Genomic DNA, 16753 nt, shown 5'->3' on the forward strand with positions numbered 1-16753 from the left:
CGGGAGGTTGGCATGCAGGCGACAGCGAAGGACTTGCCGCGGATTCTGGACGGGCTGTTTCCCTCAACACCAGCGCGGATGCTGGATCAAGGACAGCGCCGGGGCGCAGAGCCGGCCTACACCGCCTATGACGGCGCGAACTGGGTCTCGACCAGCTGGGGCGAGTATGCTGACCAGACCCGCCAGGCGGCGCGTGCCCTGATCGCCCTGGGCTTCAAGGCCGACGATGCGTGCGCCATCCTCGGCTTCAACCGGCCTGAATGGACCATTGCCGCCATCGCCGCGATGATGGCAGGCGGGCGCCCGGCGGGCGTCTACTGGACCAGCTCCGAACCGGAAATCGCGTATATCCTCCAGCACTCGGAAAGCCCGGTCTATCTGGTCGAAACCGCCGAGCAGGCGCGCAACGCCCTGGCGCTGAAAGCCGAATGCCCGAACCTCACCCACATCATCATGATGCAGGGGCCTGAGCCCGCGCCCGAGGGCGCGCTGAGCTGGGAGGCCTTCATGGCCAAGGGCGAGGCGCAGTATGACGACGAAGTCAGCGCCCGGCTCATGGCCATCAACGAGGCGACCATCGGCGCACTGATCTATACATCCGGCACCACCGGCCCGCCCAAGGCGGTGATGCTCACCCACGGCAACATCTCGTGGAGTGCGGGCATGCTGTCGGAAATGTTCCAGCATCGCGAAGGCGATACCGGCTTGTCCTACCTGCCTATCGCCCACATCGCCGAGCAGCAGGCGAGCGTGCATAATCACGTGGCGTCAGGCTCCAATCTGTATTTTGCACGCTCCATGGAAACCCTGGCGGAGGATTTGAAGGTTGCCCGCCCGACGGTGTTCTTTGGCGTGCCGCGGGTCTGGGAGAAGTTCAACGAGGCCCTGCGCGGGCGTCTCGCCGAGGCGACAGGCCCCAAGGCCAAGATCGCCGCCTGGGCCATGGGCGTGGCCAAACGCTATCACGAGGCAGACATTGCCGGCCGCAATCCGGGGCCCATCCTGAGCCTGCAGATGGGTCTGGCGCGCAAGCTGGTGCTGAACAAGATCAAGGCGGCGCTGGGTCTGGACCGGGCGCGCATGCTGATCTCCGGCGCGGCGCCGATCTCCAGGGACGTCCTGGTGTTTTTCACCGGTCTCGATCTGGTGATCTATGAAGGCTACGGCCAGTCGGAGACCAGCGCGCCCACGGCCTTCAATCAGCCTGGTGCCGCGCGTCTGGGATCCGTGGGGCGCATGATCGACCATATGGAGGCGCGCATCTCCGAAGAGGGCGAGCTGCAGGTCAAAGGGCCCAATGTTTTTGCCGGCTATATGAAGAATAACGAAGCCACCGAGAACACGTTCACCCGTGATGGCTGGATGCGCACTGGCGATGTCGTGCGGATGGACGAGGATGGCTTCGTCTTCATCACGGGCCGGATCAAGGACATCATTATCACCTCGGGCGGCAAGAACATCACGCCGGCCAATATCGAGACCGATCTGATGAATGATCCGCTGATCGAGCATGCAGTGGTGGTTGGCGATGCACGCCCCTATCTGACCGCGCTCGTGACGCTGAGCGAAGACGGGCTCGCCAAGTTCGCCAAGGCCAAAGGCATGGATTCGGGAGAGGCGCGCTCGAGCGACGCCCTGACCGGCGCGCTCCAGACGGCAGTGGATGGCGTCAACAAGCGCTACGCCCGGGTGGAGAATGTGCGCAAATTCCGCGTCCTGCCCGCCGCCCTCACCGTGGAAACCGGAGAGCTGACGCCCACGATGAAGGTGCGGCGCAATGTGGTGACGGCGCGCAACAGCGCGCTGATCGAGGCGATGTACGCTGAAGGCCATGCCGGCGCCGATATCTGACGCCCCGCTGCCTGACCGCTGCGACGCCGTCATCATTGGTGCCGGCTTTGCCGGGATTGCCATGGGCCGGCAGCTGGACCGGGCCGGCGTGAGCGATTTTGTCATCCTGGAGCGCGCCAGCGGACCGGGCGGAGTCTGGCGCGCCAACCGCTATCCCGGCGCGGCGTGCGACGTGCCGAGCCATCTGTATTCCTTCAGCTTCTTTCCCAACCCGGACTGGAGCCGGAAATTCTCGCCCCAGGCCGAAATCCTCGCCTATCTGGACAGAGCCGCCGATGCCTTCGATCTGCGCTCGCGCATGCGGTTCGGTTGCACAGTGACGGGGCTCTTGTTTGTTCAAGACCAGGGCCGCTGGCGCGTCAGGCTGTCCGACGGACGCACGCTCTGCGCGCGCGCCGTGATCAGCGCCGTGGGCCAACTATCCGAGCCGGTGATCCCGGCCATTCCCGGCCTCGAGACGTTCGAAGGTCAAGTCGTGCACTCGGCTGAGTGGCCCGAGGACCTCGACGTGACCGGGCAGAACGTCGCCGTCATCGGCGCCGCGGCAAGCGCCGTGCAGCTCCTGCCCGAGATGGCGGAGCGTGCGGCGCACCTGACCGTGTTTCAGCGCACACCCAACTGGATCATCGACAAGCCTGATCGCCCGTTCACCGCGCTGGAGAAGGCCGCCTTCCGCCACGTGCACGGCTGGCATTGGCTTTACCGCACCGCCAGCTTCCTGATCCACGAAACCCGCTTTGCCGCCTTTCTGTCGGGCACGCTGGCAAATGCGTTTACCCGCTGGCGCATGCTGGCGCGGCTGAAGCGCGAGGTCCGCGATCCGGCCTTGCGCGCCAGGCTGACACCGGATTTTGCGCCGGGCTGCAAGCGCATCCTGCTGACCAGCGAGTTCTATCCCACCCTGCAGCGGCCCAATGTCACGCTGGACGATAGCGGCGTAGCGAGCATCGGCCCGCGCGAGATCATCAATGGCCAGGGCAATCGCATCGCCGCCGACACGCTGGTCTTTGCCACAGGCTTCAAGGCGACGGAATTTCTGCCCACCATCTCGGTCACCGGCCGGGACGGGCTGGATCTGCGCGCCGCGTGGGGCGACAGCCCGCGCGCCTATCGCGGCGTGGCCGTCCACGGCTTTCCCAATTTGTTCATCCTCTACGGGCCGAACACCAATCTGGGCCACAACTCGATCATCTTCATGCTGGAGCGCCAGAGCGAATATACCGCCCGCCAGGTGCGCCGCCTGATCACAGAAGACTGGCGCATTCTGGAAGTCACCGCGCAGGCCGAGGCGCATTTCAATCAGGTCATGCAGGCACGTCTCGCCCGCACGGTCTGGGCAGAGGATTGTCCCAGCTGGTACAAGACGCGCGACGGGGTGATCACCAATAACTGGTCAGGGCTCGCCACCTCCTTTGCATTGGCACTGGCGGGCGGCGATGATCAGGCTTGGTCAGCCTCCAGATGAGGCTTGAGCCAGTCTCTGGCCCGCTCCAGCGAGGCGTCGGCTTCGCTGATCAACGGCGCGAACAGCTGAAAATCATGCCACATCCCGGCCCAGACCTCGCACCGGGTCACCACGCCAGCAGCCTCCAGGGCTGCGTGCAGGCGCACCGAGTCGTCGAGCAGAATCTCGTCCTCGCCGACCTGGATGAAGACGGGCGGCAGATCGGAAAGATCGGAATACAGCGGCGAGGCATCCGGGTCGCGCGGGTCGAGCTGGCGCAAATACAGCTCCGCCCCGGCTTTGAGATTGCCCGGCGTCAGCATGGGATCGGCGTCCGCGCGCGTCTTCACGCTGTCGCCCGAGAGCGACAGATCGGTCCAGGGCGAGATCAGGTACAGCGCGTCCGGCAAGCCGCCGCCCGCATCGCGCTGGCGGATGAGGCTGGCCAGCGCCAGCCCGCCGCCCGCACTGTCCCCGGCCAGCAGGAGCGGGCCGTCCTCCTCGGCGCAGGCGAGCGCCAGCGCCGCAGCCCCATCCTCCACCGCCGCCGGGCAGGCATGTTCAGGTGCCATGCGGTAATCCACCGACACGGCGCGCCTGTTGAACAGGGCCGACAGGCGGGCCACCAGCGGTTTGTGGCTCTGGGCCGACCCGCGCGAATACCCGCCGCCATGAAAGAACAGGATCAGGCCCGGCTCCGGCTGGCGCGGGGTGAAAGCCAGCGCCGGCAGGCCGGCATAAGTGATGCGATCGATCACAATGCCTTTGGGCGCGGGCAGGCGATCACCGGCATGATCCATCCGCGCGCGTTGGACCTCGACAGACGAGTCGCGCGACAACGCGCTGCGCCCTACCTTGCGCGCCATGCGCCGGCCGAGATAGCGGCGCAATCCCAGCCCGCCCTGCCTGCCGATCCGTTCCAGCATGAAAGTCTCCTGTCATGACCCTGATGGCTTCATCTTTCACCCTGCCATGCGGCGTGACAATCGCGAACCGCCTTGCCAAAGCCGCGATGACCGAGGGCCTGGCCGAGGCAGGCGGCCGGGCAGGGCCACGGATTATGCGTGCCTACCGCGCTTGGGCGGAGGGCGGGGCCGGCCTGCAGATCACCGGCAATATTATGGTTGACCGACGCTATCGCGAGCGTCCAGCCAATATCGTGGTGGACGGTGAACAAAGCGCTGAGGCCAGGGCGGGCCTCGCGGCCTTCGCCGAAGCCGCGGCATCCGGCGGCGGCGTCACGATAGCGCAGATATCCCATGCCGGGCGTCAAAGCCCGAAAATCATCGCCCCCGAACCGGTGGGGCCATCCGCCGTCGCGGTGAAGTTGCCTGGCGGCGTGTTTGCCGCGCCGCGCGCGCTGACTGAAGCTGAACTCACCGACATTATCGCGCGCTTCGCTCACACGGCGCGCTGCCTGACCGATGCCGGCTTCGACGGTGTGCAGCTGCATGCCGCCCACGGCTATCTGATCAGCGAGTTCCTCAATCCGCGCGTCAATCAGCGTGAGGACCGCTGGGGCGGGGCGCTGGAAAACCGCGCGCGCCTGCTGATCGAGACTGTGCGCGCAGTGCGGCAGGCTGTTGGTACGGACAGGGTGGTGAGCGTGAAGTTGAACTCGTCTGATTTTCAGAAGGGCGGATTCAGCTTTGAAGACTGCCTGGCGGTGGTGGCCCTGCTGGATCAGGAAGGCGTCGACCTGATCGAGATTTCCGGCGGCAATTACGAACAACCCCGCATGATGGGGCTGCAAGGTCTGGAGCCGCTGTTCGATCCCGGCGCACGTGAGAGCACACGGGCGCGCGAAGCCTATTTCATGACCTATGCCCGCGAGGTCATCGCGGCAGCGAAGACGCCAGTGATGGTTACAGGCGGCTTCAGGACCGCCAAAGCCATGACTGAAGCGCTGGAAGATGGCGTGGCGGTGATCGGTCTGGGCAGGCCCTTGTGCGTCGACCCGGACGCCCCGGCCAGGCTCCTGCGCGGTGACTGGGACTGGCTGCCCGCCTGGGAGACCCAGCTGAGGATCCATCCGGTTTTCACCGCTGCCTTTCCTGACGAGGTACGCCGGGTGGTGGAGGGGCTGGCCTTGATGGCATTCTTTTACCGCAACATAATACGGCTCGGGAACGGCAAGACCCCAAAGCGCTCGATGAGCCTGATGGCGGCGCTGATCGCCCACCAGATCACCGAACGCGAAGACGCCAAGCGCATGTAACGCCCTCCGGCGAGTGTTCCGGACCTAGCGCCCCGCGCCGAACCCGCCGCGCCAGGCGCGCGCGCCGCCTACATCGGACAGCGTGCCGGCCAGCGCAGACAGGCGCGGATCGGCGGACCGGCCCGTGCTGTCGGACACCAGCGCGAACGCTTCGCGGTGGCGGCTTTCCGCCATCGCCGCGCCATAACGCGCCTCGACCCGCTCCAGCCCCGCCCGATCCTCGGCCAGCGCATAGGCCAGCGCGGCGCGCAACACATCATGGGATTCGGCATCATCAAGCGGGGTGTCATCGCGCCAGCGCTCACCCAGCACCGCCTCCAGACGGCGGCCCGCCTCATCCCAGCGGCGGGCATCCCAGGCGATATCGGCGCGCAGGCGATCTGCCTCGCTCGAGCGGTCGCCGCTGATCAGCACCAGGGCCTGATCGGCACGATTGAGCCCGGCCAGAGCGCGGGCCTGCAGGATGCGCCGCGACGCGACGAGCTCCTGCGGCAAGCCGGCCATGCGCGTGCGCTCGATGGCGTTCAAGGCAGATTCAGCATTACCGTCCATAAGATGGACCTGCGCCAGCTCCTCGGCGATCTGGGCGCGCGCCAGGCTAGTCATGGTTACATCAGGGCTGAGCTGATGTTCGAGCAGCTGGGCGGCGCGGTCAAACAGGCCAATTTCCACAAGACGGCGCGCGATGCGCCGCACGATGCGGTGACCGGAGGGACCTTGAGGCGTCAGTTCATGATTGCCGTACCACAGCGCCAGCGCCTGCATCGGGTCCATGCGGTCAAACCGCTCGCCCTCGAACAGTCTGCGGAATTCCTCCTGCATGTCGACACCCAGCTGGCGCGCCACACGGCTACCGGGAAAGCGCGCCTGGGCGGAAGCCATGATCGCGAAGGCTTCTTCGTAGCGCCCGGCCTCGGCATAGGCCGTACCCAGCATGCCTGCGACGGCCTGCTCCACCTCGTCGCCGCGCCAGCGATAAAGCAAGCCTTCCAGCTGGATAGCCGCCACATCGGCGCTGATGCGCTCATGGGTCATCTCAAGGCGCGTCTTCTCGAGCAGGGCGCGCGCCTGGATGGGCGTCCAGGGATCACTGTCCAGCGCCGCATAGCGTGCAACGGCCAGATCAATATCACCTTGCGCCGCTGCCAGCCCGGCCAGCGCGAACGCTGTCTCGGCGCGGGCGCGCAGGTCGGCCGGTTCGGCCAGAGCGCGATCAATCCAGGCACTGGCACCGCCCAGATCCTGACTGTTCAGCGACGCAATGGCGGCTGCAGCCGACATGCGTGCGCGCCAGACCGGGTCCATGAAGAACAGTGCATCACGCCCTTCTTCAAACAGGCGGCGGGCGCGCGGCCAGTCGCCCCGCGCAGCCGCCAGCAGACCCTGCCACGGCCGCGCCGCTGTATCATTGACGAGCGCAGGGTGGGCGAAATACTGCTCAGCTTCGCCCAGGCGTCCGGCCATGTAGGCGGCCGCGCCGTGCATGGCCGCAATCTCGGGCGCGGTCTCGTATTCGGGACGCAATTGCACGGCGAAGCGGACAACGCCGGCCGATTCGTTCGCCATCTCCCAGGCCAGTAAAAAGCGGGCCAGCGCCAGCACACTTTCAGGGTCCAGCGCGCGCGCCTGACGTTCATGATGGTGCCGCCCCTCCAGGAAGGGCTGATCGCCGCGCCAGCGCTCGAAATCGAGGAAGCCGGGCGATACCGGCGCATCAGCGCCCGCCGTCAGGGCAGGGTCCGACGCGCGCGACAACGTGAGACCGCCCGGACGGACAAGCTCCGCCCCGCCCGGGCGCATGATGAAGGACAGGCCGTCGGACAAGGGCTGGACTGCAGCACCATGCGTGGAAGCGAGGATCACCGCATCCGCAAAGCGGCGCTCGTCAGGCACGCCGGTCATGCGCCCGTCTGCGGCCAGTACGAACAGCCGGTCGCCAACCACCGGGTCGTCCAGTTCAACCACGGAGCGGGCCCCGGTCACCGCCATGCGCAGCACGGCGGGCCGCCCGGCCCCGGTATCGCGCGCCAGCCGCACCGGGCGCGGTGCCTCAGACAAGGAATCGGCCAGCGTAATGGTCCAACTCGCGCCCGCCGCGCGCGCTTCAGCCAGCGTCGCCGCAGTGGTCTCGAAGCGTAGCGCGGTGTGGCCCGGGCCATAGACCGGCCGGGCATTGCGCACCCGCGTCGATGGGGCCAGGTCCAGCGCGCTCAGATCCAGTTCGGCCCCTGCATCAAACACAATCCAGACCGCGCCCGCACGGCGGAACACGGCTGCGCCGGGCAGCGCGGCCCAGGGGAAATGCAGGCTTACCGCGCCGCCTGCCCCGGGCTGCACGCGCACCCGCACAATGCCGTCCTGCGGAACCGGGTCGGTCCGCACCTCAATGGCAGGCGGGCTCAGGTCCGGGGCATCGGTTTCAAAAAGCTCCGGAGTTTGCGTAGGGCGTGGCTCCGGACCTGGCTGTTGCTCAGGCTGGATTTGAGATGGTTCAGGCACCGATCTGGCCGCCGGTGCCTCGGGCGCAATGCCGTTCTCATCAGCAAACGCCTGCAAAGCGGCCAGCGCCGCATTCGCCGCTGACTGCGTGCGCGCGGCATCGACGGTCAGCTCCCCCGGCGCATCTGACCGGGCCCGCAGGCTCGCCCCATCTTCCAGGCGGAACACCAGAATGAAGTTTTGCCCGCCATCGCGCTCACGGCGGACAGACTGGATGAAGCGGGGCGGCGCGCCCAATAGGTCGGCCAGATCAATTTCGGCCTCGCGCGCAAACCGCAGGCGCATTTCCTCGGCGCTCTGCTCCAGCGTCCACGCCACTGGCTCAGGCCAGGTGAAAATCATGCGCGTCCAGTCGCTGGCCTCACCAACGCGCACACTGGCGGCCAGAGGCGGCAACGGGGCTGCAGCGGCCTCTGCAGCTTGTGCTGCTGCGGCGTCGCGCGCGGTTTGCGCCTCACGCTGGCGGCGAACGAAATCGCTGACCACTGGCGCGAGCGCCGGGCTTCCCGGTGCCGCCAGATCAAGCGCGATCACGTTGTGGGAAACAGACACACGGGGCTCGATGGCGCGGTTGAGCGCCAGACGCAACGTGCGCCCGTCAGCGTCCAGACGGGCCATGGCGACGATATCCGGAAGCGAGTCGCGCACCGCGCTGGCATCCAGACTGACCGCTTCAGACAGGCGCGCGACCAGCACAGCGCCCGCCGCCACATCGGCTTCAGCTGACAGCGCGCCGCCGGAGGCTTCAGGCAAAGTGATTAACAGGCGTGCGGTCACGCCGGTGCGCTCCACCGACACACTGGCCGGAACCTGCGCCCCGGCCGCACCTGCCACCAGCACCGCCAGGGCTGCGCCGATCAGGGCGCGCAGGTCAGTCCACCGCCGCGACACGCCGCGCCTCCATCTCTGCACGGGTCAGAGGCGGCTGGGCGCGCGCCGCCAGCAGCGTCGTCAGATCGGCAACGAAGCGCGGGTTGGCGGCCTCCATGATCTGGGAGTAACGGCGCGGATTCATTTCCTGCAGGGCCGCCGCGATCTGGATCAGCGTGTCACGATCCGTGATCATCAAGGTCTCCAGCACCGGCGCAGCGGCCTCCGGCTCCATCGTCGCATACACCTGCACGATGGCCCCAAGCTGGTTGTCGCGCGACGCATTCAGCGTCTCCACCAGCGCCTGAATCTCGTCGCGCAAGGCCAGAAGCTGACCCTCGCGCTCATCAAGGCGGGCTGCAGCAACAGTGATCAATTGCTCGCGCGTGTCGAGTTCGGCGGCTCGCCGGTCGAGGGCGCGCATCCGTTGGGCGACCCGGCTTTGCAGATCCAGCTCGGCCTGGGACGGCAATGCGACCGGTGCGGACTCCTCCCGTACAGGCAGCGGCGCGGCGTCTGCCGGTTGAGCCGGTTCAGCCGGTTCGGCTTCGGCCGGTGGCGGATCTTCGACCGCATAGGCGGACGCCTCGCCCAGCCAGACAAGCGCGCCATCAGCGAGCGACAGGCCCTTCAGGGCGAGCAGCCCGGCCAGAATGACCGACAAGAGGAGGAGAGGACGGGCGGCGCGCATCAATCTTACCTCATCGCCTTGAGTGTTTCGAGGCGCCGGCGTGCCTCATCAGCCTGCGGGGCTGCGGCCGCGCGCGGTGCGGACGTACGCTGCGGGCGCCCGGCCAGGCGCGAGGCCTGCTCATCGGCACCGGCACCCAGAAAGCGCAGCTCATCGCAAAGACGGCGGGCCTGCTCGACATCACCCTTCAGGCTGGCACCCTGCTCGCGCGCGGCCCGGTCAAGCGCGGCCAGGCTTGCGCGGGCCCGGTCCACGGCGTCATTGAGGCTGGCGATGGTCTCCTTGAGACCGTCCTGCCCTTCGCGCAGCGTGCGCAGGCGGCGATCCACACGCCAGCACATGACAGCAGCAGCCGCCAGCAGCAAACAGACCAGTCCTTCGAATGCGAGAGCCGCGAGCGTCATGTGAACCTCATTACCGATTTGCGGGCGGCGTTCGACAGCGGGGCGTCGAGGCGCACACCAATATTGTGACCGATCCGGCCCATGCGCCCGTGGGTCAGCTGAATCGGGCCACACCGAAGTTCAATCGCGCCGTCCGGGCCTGTATCGAGCAGGAGCGTGTCGCCAACCTTCAGCTTCATGACCTCGCCCAAGGGCTTTCGCATTTCGTCCAACACGGCAGCGACTTCCACCTTGGTGGACCACAGCTCGGTCGCGAGGTGGCTTTCCCAGATATTATCGCGTCCGAACTTCTCGCCCATGAACTGCTGGAGCAGCATTTTGCGGATCGGCTCCAGCGTAGCGTAAGGCAGCAGCATTTCGATGCGGCCGCCACGATCTTCCATGTCGATGCGCAGCTTGACCAGAATGGCTGCGTTGGCAGGGCGGGCAATGGCGGCGAAGCGCGGATTGGTCTCGACCCGGTCGAGATCGAAATCAACTTCCGTCAGCGGTGCAAAAGCGGCACGCGCATCATTCAGCACCACTTCAATCATGCGCTGGACGAGCGTCCGCTCGATCGTGGTGTAAGGCCGACCCTCCACACGCATGGCCGAGGTGCCGCGCCGGCCGCCCAGCAACACGTCGACGATCGAATAAATCAGGTTGGAGTCCACCGTCAGTAGACCGAAATTGTCCAGCTGGCGCGCCCGGAACACGGCCAGAATCGCGGGCAGCGGGATGGAGTTGAGGTAGTCACCGAACCGGATGGAGGAGATGTTGTCGAGGCTGACCTCGACATTGTCGGACGTGAAATTGCGAAGCGAGGTTGTCATCAGCCGCACCAGGCGGTCGAAGACGATCTCCAGCATGGGCAGGCGCTCATAGGACACCAGCGCCGAGTTGATGATGGCGCGAATGCCCGAGCGCTCATTGCTCTCGTCATCGGAGACCGAGAAACCGAGCAGTGAGTCGATCTCGTCCTGATTGAGGATGCGCTCCTGGATCTGGCCACTTTGGGTCGGCAAGGAGGGATGGGTAGAATCCCCGACCATCGCCTCCCATTCAGACGCCAGCGCCTCGCCACCCTCAGACTCTTCGCCGATCGACGAGAAATCCGGCTGATCGCTTTCGGCGGCCGCCTCCCATTCGGCGGCCATGGCATCCTGATCGACGTCGCTCACAGCCCGGTCCCCGCTATTGCATCATGAATTCGTCGAACAGGACATCGTCCACCTCGAGCGGGGCGATGATCAGGTTCGTGCGCCGCACCAGCTCAGCCTTGAAGCGGAAATGGCCCATGGAGCCGTCCAGGTCTTCTGGGCGCAGGGTGCGCAAGAACTCCATGTAACTGTCTTTCAGGAGCTCACGGCGGGTTGGATCCGCCAGCTGCTCGGCGACACGGGCATCTTCAAACGCCACTTGGAACGACACGATGATTGTGGTGCGCCGTCCTGCACCGGCCAAGGTCGCGGTGAGAGGGTCGTCAAGGGGCGAGGCGGTCTGGATCCGGTCAAAATAAGACTGCGGTTCAAGCTCTGCGGCCGCGGCCGCTTCGGCGGCGGCCACATCAACCTCGTCATCTCCACCGCCCAGCAACAGCAGGGCACCGGCGACGCCGGCAAGGATCAGGATGACCGCCGGCAAGCCGATAAACAGGGCCAGCTTCTTTATGTCCGGCTTGGACTTTGCAGCTTCGGCTTCAGCGCCGTCCGCTTCGCCCTCGTTTTCCACATCCTCGGCCATAGCCAGCTCCCGCCGCGACGCATTTGCGATCCATCGGCATTAACCGCCGCTGCGGTTAACGATTCGTTGGGAAAGCGCTATCACCCGGCAGTTATTGCCGCCTTGTGCACACAAGAGCGGCAATCCTGCGCCATCTGATCGGGATGGCCGAAAGCCCGCATCAATAAAATCAATGCATTAACCATGGCACGAGGCTTGCGCCCGCAATCTGGAACGGCCGCCAAGAACCCGCGGCTGGGGCTCAACGCCAGAAGGAGAGGCGCCCCATGGACAATACGATGCTCATCGGCCTGTCGCGCCAGCTCACGCTGCGCCGCGAGATGGACATCACGGCCAATAATATCGCGAACATCAATACGGACGGCTTCAAGGCCGAGCGCGTGATGCTGGAATCGCGCGAGACCCGCCGCGCACGTCATGAGGACGGGCCCCCGCAGGTTCAGTTCGTGGGTGAATGGGCGATGGCGCGCGATTTCACGCAAGGCGCGCTGACCTCCACCGGACGTCCGCTCGATCTGGCACTCGACGGTCCAGGCTTTTTCGTTCTTGAGACACCGGCTGGCGAGCGCTTCACCCGCGACGGCCGCTTCACGCTGAATGCCCAGGGCGAGCTGACAGCATCTGATGGTGCCCGTGTGCTTGATGAAGGCGGCGCGCCTGTGGTGATCGATCCCAACGCGGGCCCTGTGCAATTCGGCACGGACGGCGTGCTGATCCAGAACGGCAATCCCGGTGCCCGTCTGGCGCTGGCCGTGTTCGAAGCGCCCGGCCAGCTCTCCAAGACTGGCGACAACCGGTACCAGGCACCCGAAGATGCCGCGCGCCTCGATGAGCGGCCGGTTTTGCGCCAGGGCTTCAGCGAGAGCTCGAATGTCCGCGCCATCCTTGAAATGACCCGGATGATGGAAGTCAGCCGCGCCTATCAGTCGGTGACCCGCATGATTCGTGACGCCGATGAACTGAGCCGCAAGGCGATCGAACGCCTTGGCCGGCCGTAATTTCACTTAAGCTGGAGACCGCATCATGCGCGCCCTGTCCACCGCCGCCACCGGGATGGAAGCCCAGCAGCTGGCCGTTGAAGTGATCGCCCATAACCTGGCGAACATGAACACCACGGCCTTCAAACGCCAGCGGGCAGAGTTTCAGGATTTGCTCTACCAGACCCTGCGCCAGCCAGGCGCAGCCTCGTCCGATGCCGGCACGATCGTGCCCACCGGGGTGCAGGTCGGTCTCGGGGTGAATGCCGGCTCGGTCTACCGCATTACCGAACAGGGCAGCCTGTCGCAAACGACCAACCCCTACGACGTTGCGATCTCCGGCGACGGGTATTTCCGCATCCAGCTGCCCAATGGTGCCGATGCCTACACGCGGGCGGGCAATTTCTCGCTCAGCCCGGAAGGCGAGCTGGTCACCTCTGACGGCTACCGGGTGGAACCCGGCATCGTGGTGCCCCAGGAGGCGCGCCAGATGGTGATCAACCAGCAAGGCCAGGTGCAGATTCTGCTGGATGGCCAGGCCGAACCCCAAATTGTTGGCCAGCTGGAGCTGGTGATTTTCGCCAATGAGGCGGGCCTCGAACAGATTGGCGGCAATCTGCTGCTGGAAAGCGCGGCTTCGGGCGCGCCCCAGCCCGGCGTGCCGGGCGATGCCGGCTTCGGCCTCATCCGGCAGGGTTTTATCGAGAGCTCAAACGTTGACGCGGTCACCGAGGTCACCTCGCTGATCGCGGCCCAGCGCGCCTATGAAATGAACGCCCGCGTCATCAGCGCCGCCGACGAGATGCTCGCCGCCTCGTCGAACCTGCGCTGATGGATAGGAAAGGCACGTCATGACCCGCACGCTCGCCCTGCTCGCCGCGCTCGCCCTGGCCGCATCGCCCGCTGCCGCAGCCGACGAGGCGCGCACGGTCATCCTGAAAGACCGGCTGACCACGCTGGACGGTGTGATCACGCTGGGAGATCTGTTCGACGGGGCCGGCGAGGCTGCGGATGCCATGCTGGCGCGCGCGCCCTCGCCTGGTCAGCGGGTGTCGCTGGATCCGGCCTTCGTCCGCGCAGAGGCCGCGCGCCACGGGCTGCACTGGGCCAATGCCGGCGGCGTGATGCGCGTCACCGTGGAGCGGGCGGCGCGGACGGTCAGCGCGGCAGAGATGTCCCGCCTGATCGAAGAAGCCCTGTACGTGGAAAGCGGGCAGGCCCATCTGGTAGAACTGTCCAACCGCACCCAGACCCTTCACGCCCCGCTCGATAGTGCAGGGGGTCCCGAGCTGGTCAGCCTGGAGCATGATGCGCGCGCGGGCCTGTTCCGCGCCGAGATCGCACCCTGGCCGGGTGCCGCGCCCGAGCGTGTCGGCGGACGGGCCGAGGCCGTCAGCGATGTGCCGGTGCTGACCCGTGCGGTGGCGCGCGGGGATGTGATCACAGACGACATGGTGCGATGGGAGCGGCTGGCCGCAGGTCAGGTCCGCCCCGACACCCTGATGAGCGCCGAGGCGATGATCGGCCTCGAGGCGCGCCGGACACTGCGCGCCGACACGCCCCTGCGCGCCCTGGACCTGCAGGCACCGGTCATCATCACCCGCGGCGAGATCGTACAGCTGGTCTATCAGACCGCCGGCCTCGCAATGACCGCACGCGCACGCGCGCTGGACAATGTGTCCGAGGGCCAGACCGCGCGCTTTTTGAACCTTCAGTCCAACCGTACGATCCAGGCGATCGCCGAGGCACCGGGCCAGGCCCGGGTCGCGTCCGGTCCCACCTTCACCAACTAGGAGCCAGCCGCCATGCGCCGGACCTTGATGAATACTGCTGCCGTCACGCTCGCCGGCGCTCTTCTGACTGCCTGTGCGACCACCGACAGGCTGGCACATATTGGCCAGCCCCCGCCCCTGTCACCGATGGACAATACCGCGGTCCTGACCGGCGCGGTGAGCAGTGCGGGCATGACGCCGGCGCAGATCGATGCGGCACGTGCGGCGCGTATCCAGCAGCTGATGGCCGAGCGGGCGCATTTGCGGCGCAACGTCAACTCGCTGTGGAGCGCCAATACGACCACCTTCTTCGGCGACCCGCGCGCCGCCCATGTGGGCGATATCCTGACGGTGAAGATCGACATTTCCGATCGCGCCCAGGTTCAGAACCAGACCTCGCGCGCCCGCCAGACCTCGGAGCGCTCGAACCTGACCAATTTCCTGGGCGGTGAAGCGGCGCTGGATGCCATCTTCAACGACGCCATCGATCCGGCCAATCTGACCGGCTTCGGCTCCAATTCCTCAACGGAAGGCTCGGGCAGTGTGAACCGCTCTGAGACCATCTCCATGACGGCGGCGGCGATTGTGGTGGACGTGTTGTGGAACGGCAATCTGGTGATCCATGGCCGTCAGGAAGTACGCATCAACAACGAGGTGCGCGAGCTTCTGATCTCCGGCATCGTGCGCCCGCAGGACATCGCTCCGGACAATACGATCGAGCATCGCAAGATCGCGGAAGCCCGGGTGTCCTATGGCGGCCGTGGCCACATATCCGAAATGCAGCGGCCGCCCATTGGGCAGGAAGTTTATAACCTTCTCTGGCCATTCTAGAGGCATGCCAAACAGCGCCCTGCAGATCGACCGCTTTGCCCTTGAAGACGCCAATGTGCTGTGCATCCGCACGCGCGGCCGAAACTCCGTGTCTGAAAGCCGGGCCAATGCGCCGCGCCTGTGCCAGCGCCTGACCGAGGAAAGGCGTGACGGGCTGTTGCTGGATTACAGCGACTGCGCGCTGGAACACACCGTGCCCCAATTCGCATCGATCGCCGAGATTTTCGCCGAGCGTCTGCCCAGGCATGTCGTGATCGGGTACGTCTACAGCGCGGCGAACATGATGCATGCGCTGATAATGACGAAAATGCTGCATAAGGCCGGGTTCAAGTCCCGGTGCTTCGCCGACTGGGATGAAGCCGAAAACTGGATGCGCGCCCAGCTGGGCTGAGAGGTCGGGCTTAATCGTCGCGGTGGACGCGCTCGGAGCGTTCGTGGCGTTCCTGGGCTTCAAGGCTCAGCGTGGCCACGGGCCGGGCGTCGAGGCGGGCCAGCGAGATGGGCTCACCGGTCTCTTCGCAGTAGCCGTACGTGTCATCCTCGATCCGGCGCAGTGCGGTCTCAATCTTGGAGACCAGCTTGCGTTGGCGGTCGCGGGCACGCAGTTCAAGGGCACGGTCGGTTTCGGTCGAGGCGCGGTCAGCCAGATCCGGCAGGGCACCGATATCTTCCTGCAGCGCGGACAAGGTTGACCGGCTCTCGCGGATGATCTCATCGCGCCAAGCCGTCAGCTTGCGCCGGAAGTACTCCTTCTGGCGCGCATTCATAAAGGGCTCGGCTTCGCTGGGTGCGTAGCCCTTGGGCAGTTCGATAGAGGACTCGGTCACAGCCATATTCGCGACTCCATAAATGCCCTGCCTTGAGCGCGCCGGAGCATATCCAGCAAGCCCTTCAAGTCAATCGGCCATGGCTTCTAGCGCGCAAGTTTGGCGCCAGTGTGAAATTCGAGAGGCAGGAGAGGCGCTTGAACAGTGATCACCGGCGCCGGCCGTGCTTGGCCAGCTCCACCGCGGCGCGAATTTCGACCTCGTCGAGCACGGCTTCCAGGCGCGGGTCTCTGGTATTGTCGCGCTGGGTCTTCACCGTTTCCATCAGGCGCACCAGCGTATCGCGGGGCAAAGACCCGTCCAGAAGCGCCAGCTTGAGATCATCGAGCACGTCCAGAATGGAGAAGGCGCGCTCGGTGGCGCGTTTGCGCGCACCGTGAAAATCATCTGCTCCCTGCAATGCCATTAGCGCTTCGATGGAGTTGACCGGGCCCGCCCCGCTCACGCCGGAGGCTGCGCCCGACCCGGACGACGCCGCCGCATTTTCAGGCGCAAAGCCTTGTGCAGACCCGGCACCTGGCTTGCGGCGAACCGGCGAGGCAGGCTGCGTGCTGCGCGGCGCGTTGACTTTCATGGCGGGACCCCGGACGCAAATCGTCAGGCAGAAGCTGGCTTAACCTGGGTTAACGCTCGATTAAGCCCGCGCC

16 protein-coding genes are annotated in these 16753 nt (G+C 66.0%); 8 read left to right on the forward strand and 8 right to left on the reverse strand.

Annotated features, from left to right (window positions below; genetic code table 11):
* The first annotated feature begins 12 nt into the window (after positions 1-12).
* Both L2D00_08045 and L2D00_08050 read left to right on the forward strand, forming a co-directional pair.
* On the forward strand, positions 13-1851 hold the full coding sequence (locus tag L2D00_08045) for a long-chain fatty acid--CoA ligase (GenBank protein WBQ11799.1): 1839 nt from the start codon (positions 13-15) through the stop codon (positions 1849-1851).
* Positions 1832-3316 (forward strand): NAD(P)/FAD-dependent oxidoreductase, encoded by a 1485-nt coding sequence (locus L2D00_08050; GenBank protein WBQ11800.1) that lies wholly within the window; start codon positions 1832-1834, stop codon positions 3314-3316. Before L2D00_08045 ends, L2D00_08050 begins: the two co-directional genes overlap by 20 nt.
* Here the strand turns inward: L2D00_08050 and L2D00_08055 are convergent.
* Positions 3292-4221, reverse strand: coding sequence for an alpha/beta hydrolase (locus L2D00_08055; protein WBQ11801.1), 930 nt, complete (start codon positions 4219-4221; stop codon positions 3292-3294). The two genes, L2D00_08050 and L2D00_08055, sit on opposite strands and share 25 nt — an antisense overlap.
* 14 nt (positions 4222-4235) lie before the next feature.
* On the opposite strand from L2D00_08055, the gene L2D00_08060 reads away from it, so the two are divergent.
* Positions 4236-5513 carry an NADH:flavin oxidoreductase/NADH oxidase family protein gene (locus tag L2D00_08060; protein WBQ11802.1) on the forward strand — a complete coding sequence of 426 codons (1278 nt, stop codon included), beginning with the start codon at positions 4236-4238 and terminating at the stop codon, positions 5511-5513.
* A gap of 24 nt (positions 5514-5537) precedes the next feature.
* Here the strand turns inward: L2D00_08060 and L2D00_08065 are convergent, their stop codons facing one another.
* The 5 genes from L2D00_08065 to L2D00_08085 are packed head-to-tail and all read right to left on the reverse strand — an operon-like array spanning position 5538 to position 11699.
* Entirely contained in the window at positions 5538-8903 is a 3366-nt protein-coding gene (locus tag L2D00_08065) for a hypothetical protein (GenBank protein WBQ11803.1), read from the reverse strand.
* Positions 8884-9573 (reverse strand): hypothetical protein, encoded by a 690-nt coding sequence (locus L2D00_08070; protein ID WBQ11804.1) that lies wholly within the window; start codon positions 9571-9573, stop codon positions 8884-8886. Before L2D00_08070 ends, L2D00_08065 begins: the two co-directional genes overlap by 20 nt.
* Positions 9574-9578: 5 nt before the next feature.
* Complete coding sequence (locus L2D00_08075; GenBank protein WBQ11805.1) at positions 9579-9977, reverse strand: DUF6468 domain-containing protein; 399 nt, start codon at positions 9975-9977, stop codon at positions 9579-9581.
* Positions 9974-11137, reverse strand: a complete 1164-nt coding sequence (gene fliM, locus L2D00_08080; protein WBQ11806.1) for a flagellar motor switch protein FliM — start codon at positions 11135-11137, stop codon at positions 9974-9976. The genes L2D00_08075 and fliM overlap by 4 nt, the downstream gene beginning before the upstream one ends.
* Before the next feature lie 13 nt (positions 11138-11150).
* On the reverse strand, positions 11151-11699 hold the full coding sequence (locus L2D00_08085; protein ID WBQ11807.1) for a flagellar basal body-associated FliL family protein: 549 nt from the start codon (positions 11697-11699) through the stop codon (positions 11151-11153).
* Between the two features lie 266 nt (positions 11700-11965).
* On the opposite strand from L2D00_08085, the gene flgF reads away from it, so the two are divergent.
* The 5 genes from flgF to L2D00_08110 are packed head-to-tail and all read left to right on the forward strand — an operon-like array spanning position 11966 to position 15670.
* Positions 11966-12697 carry a flagellar basal-body rod protein FlgF gene (flgF, locus tag L2D00_08090; protein ID WBQ11808.1) on the forward strand — a complete coding sequence of 244 codons (732 nt, stop codon included), beginning with the start codon at positions 11966-11968 and terminating at the stop codon, positions 12695-12697.
* A gap of 25 nt (positions 12698-12722) precedes the next feature.
* On the forward strand, positions 12723-13508 hold the full coding sequence (gene flgG / locus L2D00_08095) for a flagellar basal-body rod protein FlgG (protein WBQ11809.1): 786 nt from the start codon (positions 12723-12725) through the stop codon (positions 13506-13508).
* Positions 13509-13527: 19 nt separating this feature from the next.
* On the forward strand, positions 13528-14469 hold the full coding sequence (gene flgA / locus L2D00_08100; GenBank protein ID WBQ11810.1) for a flagellar basal body P-ring formation chaperone FlgA: 942 nt from the start codon (positions 13528-13530) through the stop codon (positions 14467-14469).
* 12 nt (positions 14470-14481) lie between these two features.
* Positions 14482-15279 (forward strand): flagellar basal body L-ring protein FlgH, encoded by a 798-nt coding sequence (locus L2D00_08105; protein ID WBQ11811.1) that lies wholly within the window; start codon positions 14482-14484, stop codon positions 15277-15279.
* A gap of 4 nt (positions 15280-15283) precedes the next feature.
* The gene (locus L2D00_08110) at positions 15284-15670 is read left to right on the forward strand and encodes a hypothetical protein (protein ID WBQ11812.1); all 387 of its coding nucleotides are present in this window, start codon (positions 15284-15286) and stop codon (positions 15668-15670) included.
* Between the two features lie 10 nt (positions 15671-15680).
* Here L2D00_08110 and dksA read toward each other — a convergent pair whose 3' ends face one another.
* Together dksA and L2D00_08120 are read right to left on the reverse strand one after the other, a co-directional pair.
* Positions 15681-16112 (reverse strand): RNA polymerase-binding protein DksA, encoded by a 432-nt coding sequence (dksA, locus tag L2D00_08115; GenBank protein WBQ11813.1) that lies wholly within the window; start codon positions 16110-16112, stop codon positions 15681-15683.
* Between the two features lie 142 nt (positions 16113-16254).
* Positions 16255-16680: a flagellar assembly protein FliX gene (locus L2D00_08120; protein ID WBQ11814.1), complete on the reverse strand. Its 426-nt coding sequence runs from the start codon at positions 16678-16680 to the stop codon at positions 16255-16257.
* Positions 16681-16753: the final 73 nt, after the last annotated feature.

This window comes from Hyphomonadaceae bacterium BL14 (genome assembly GCA_027627705.1).
GTDB lineage: Bacteria > Pseudomonadota > Alphaproteobacteria > Caulobacterales > Maricaulaceae > Oceanicaulis.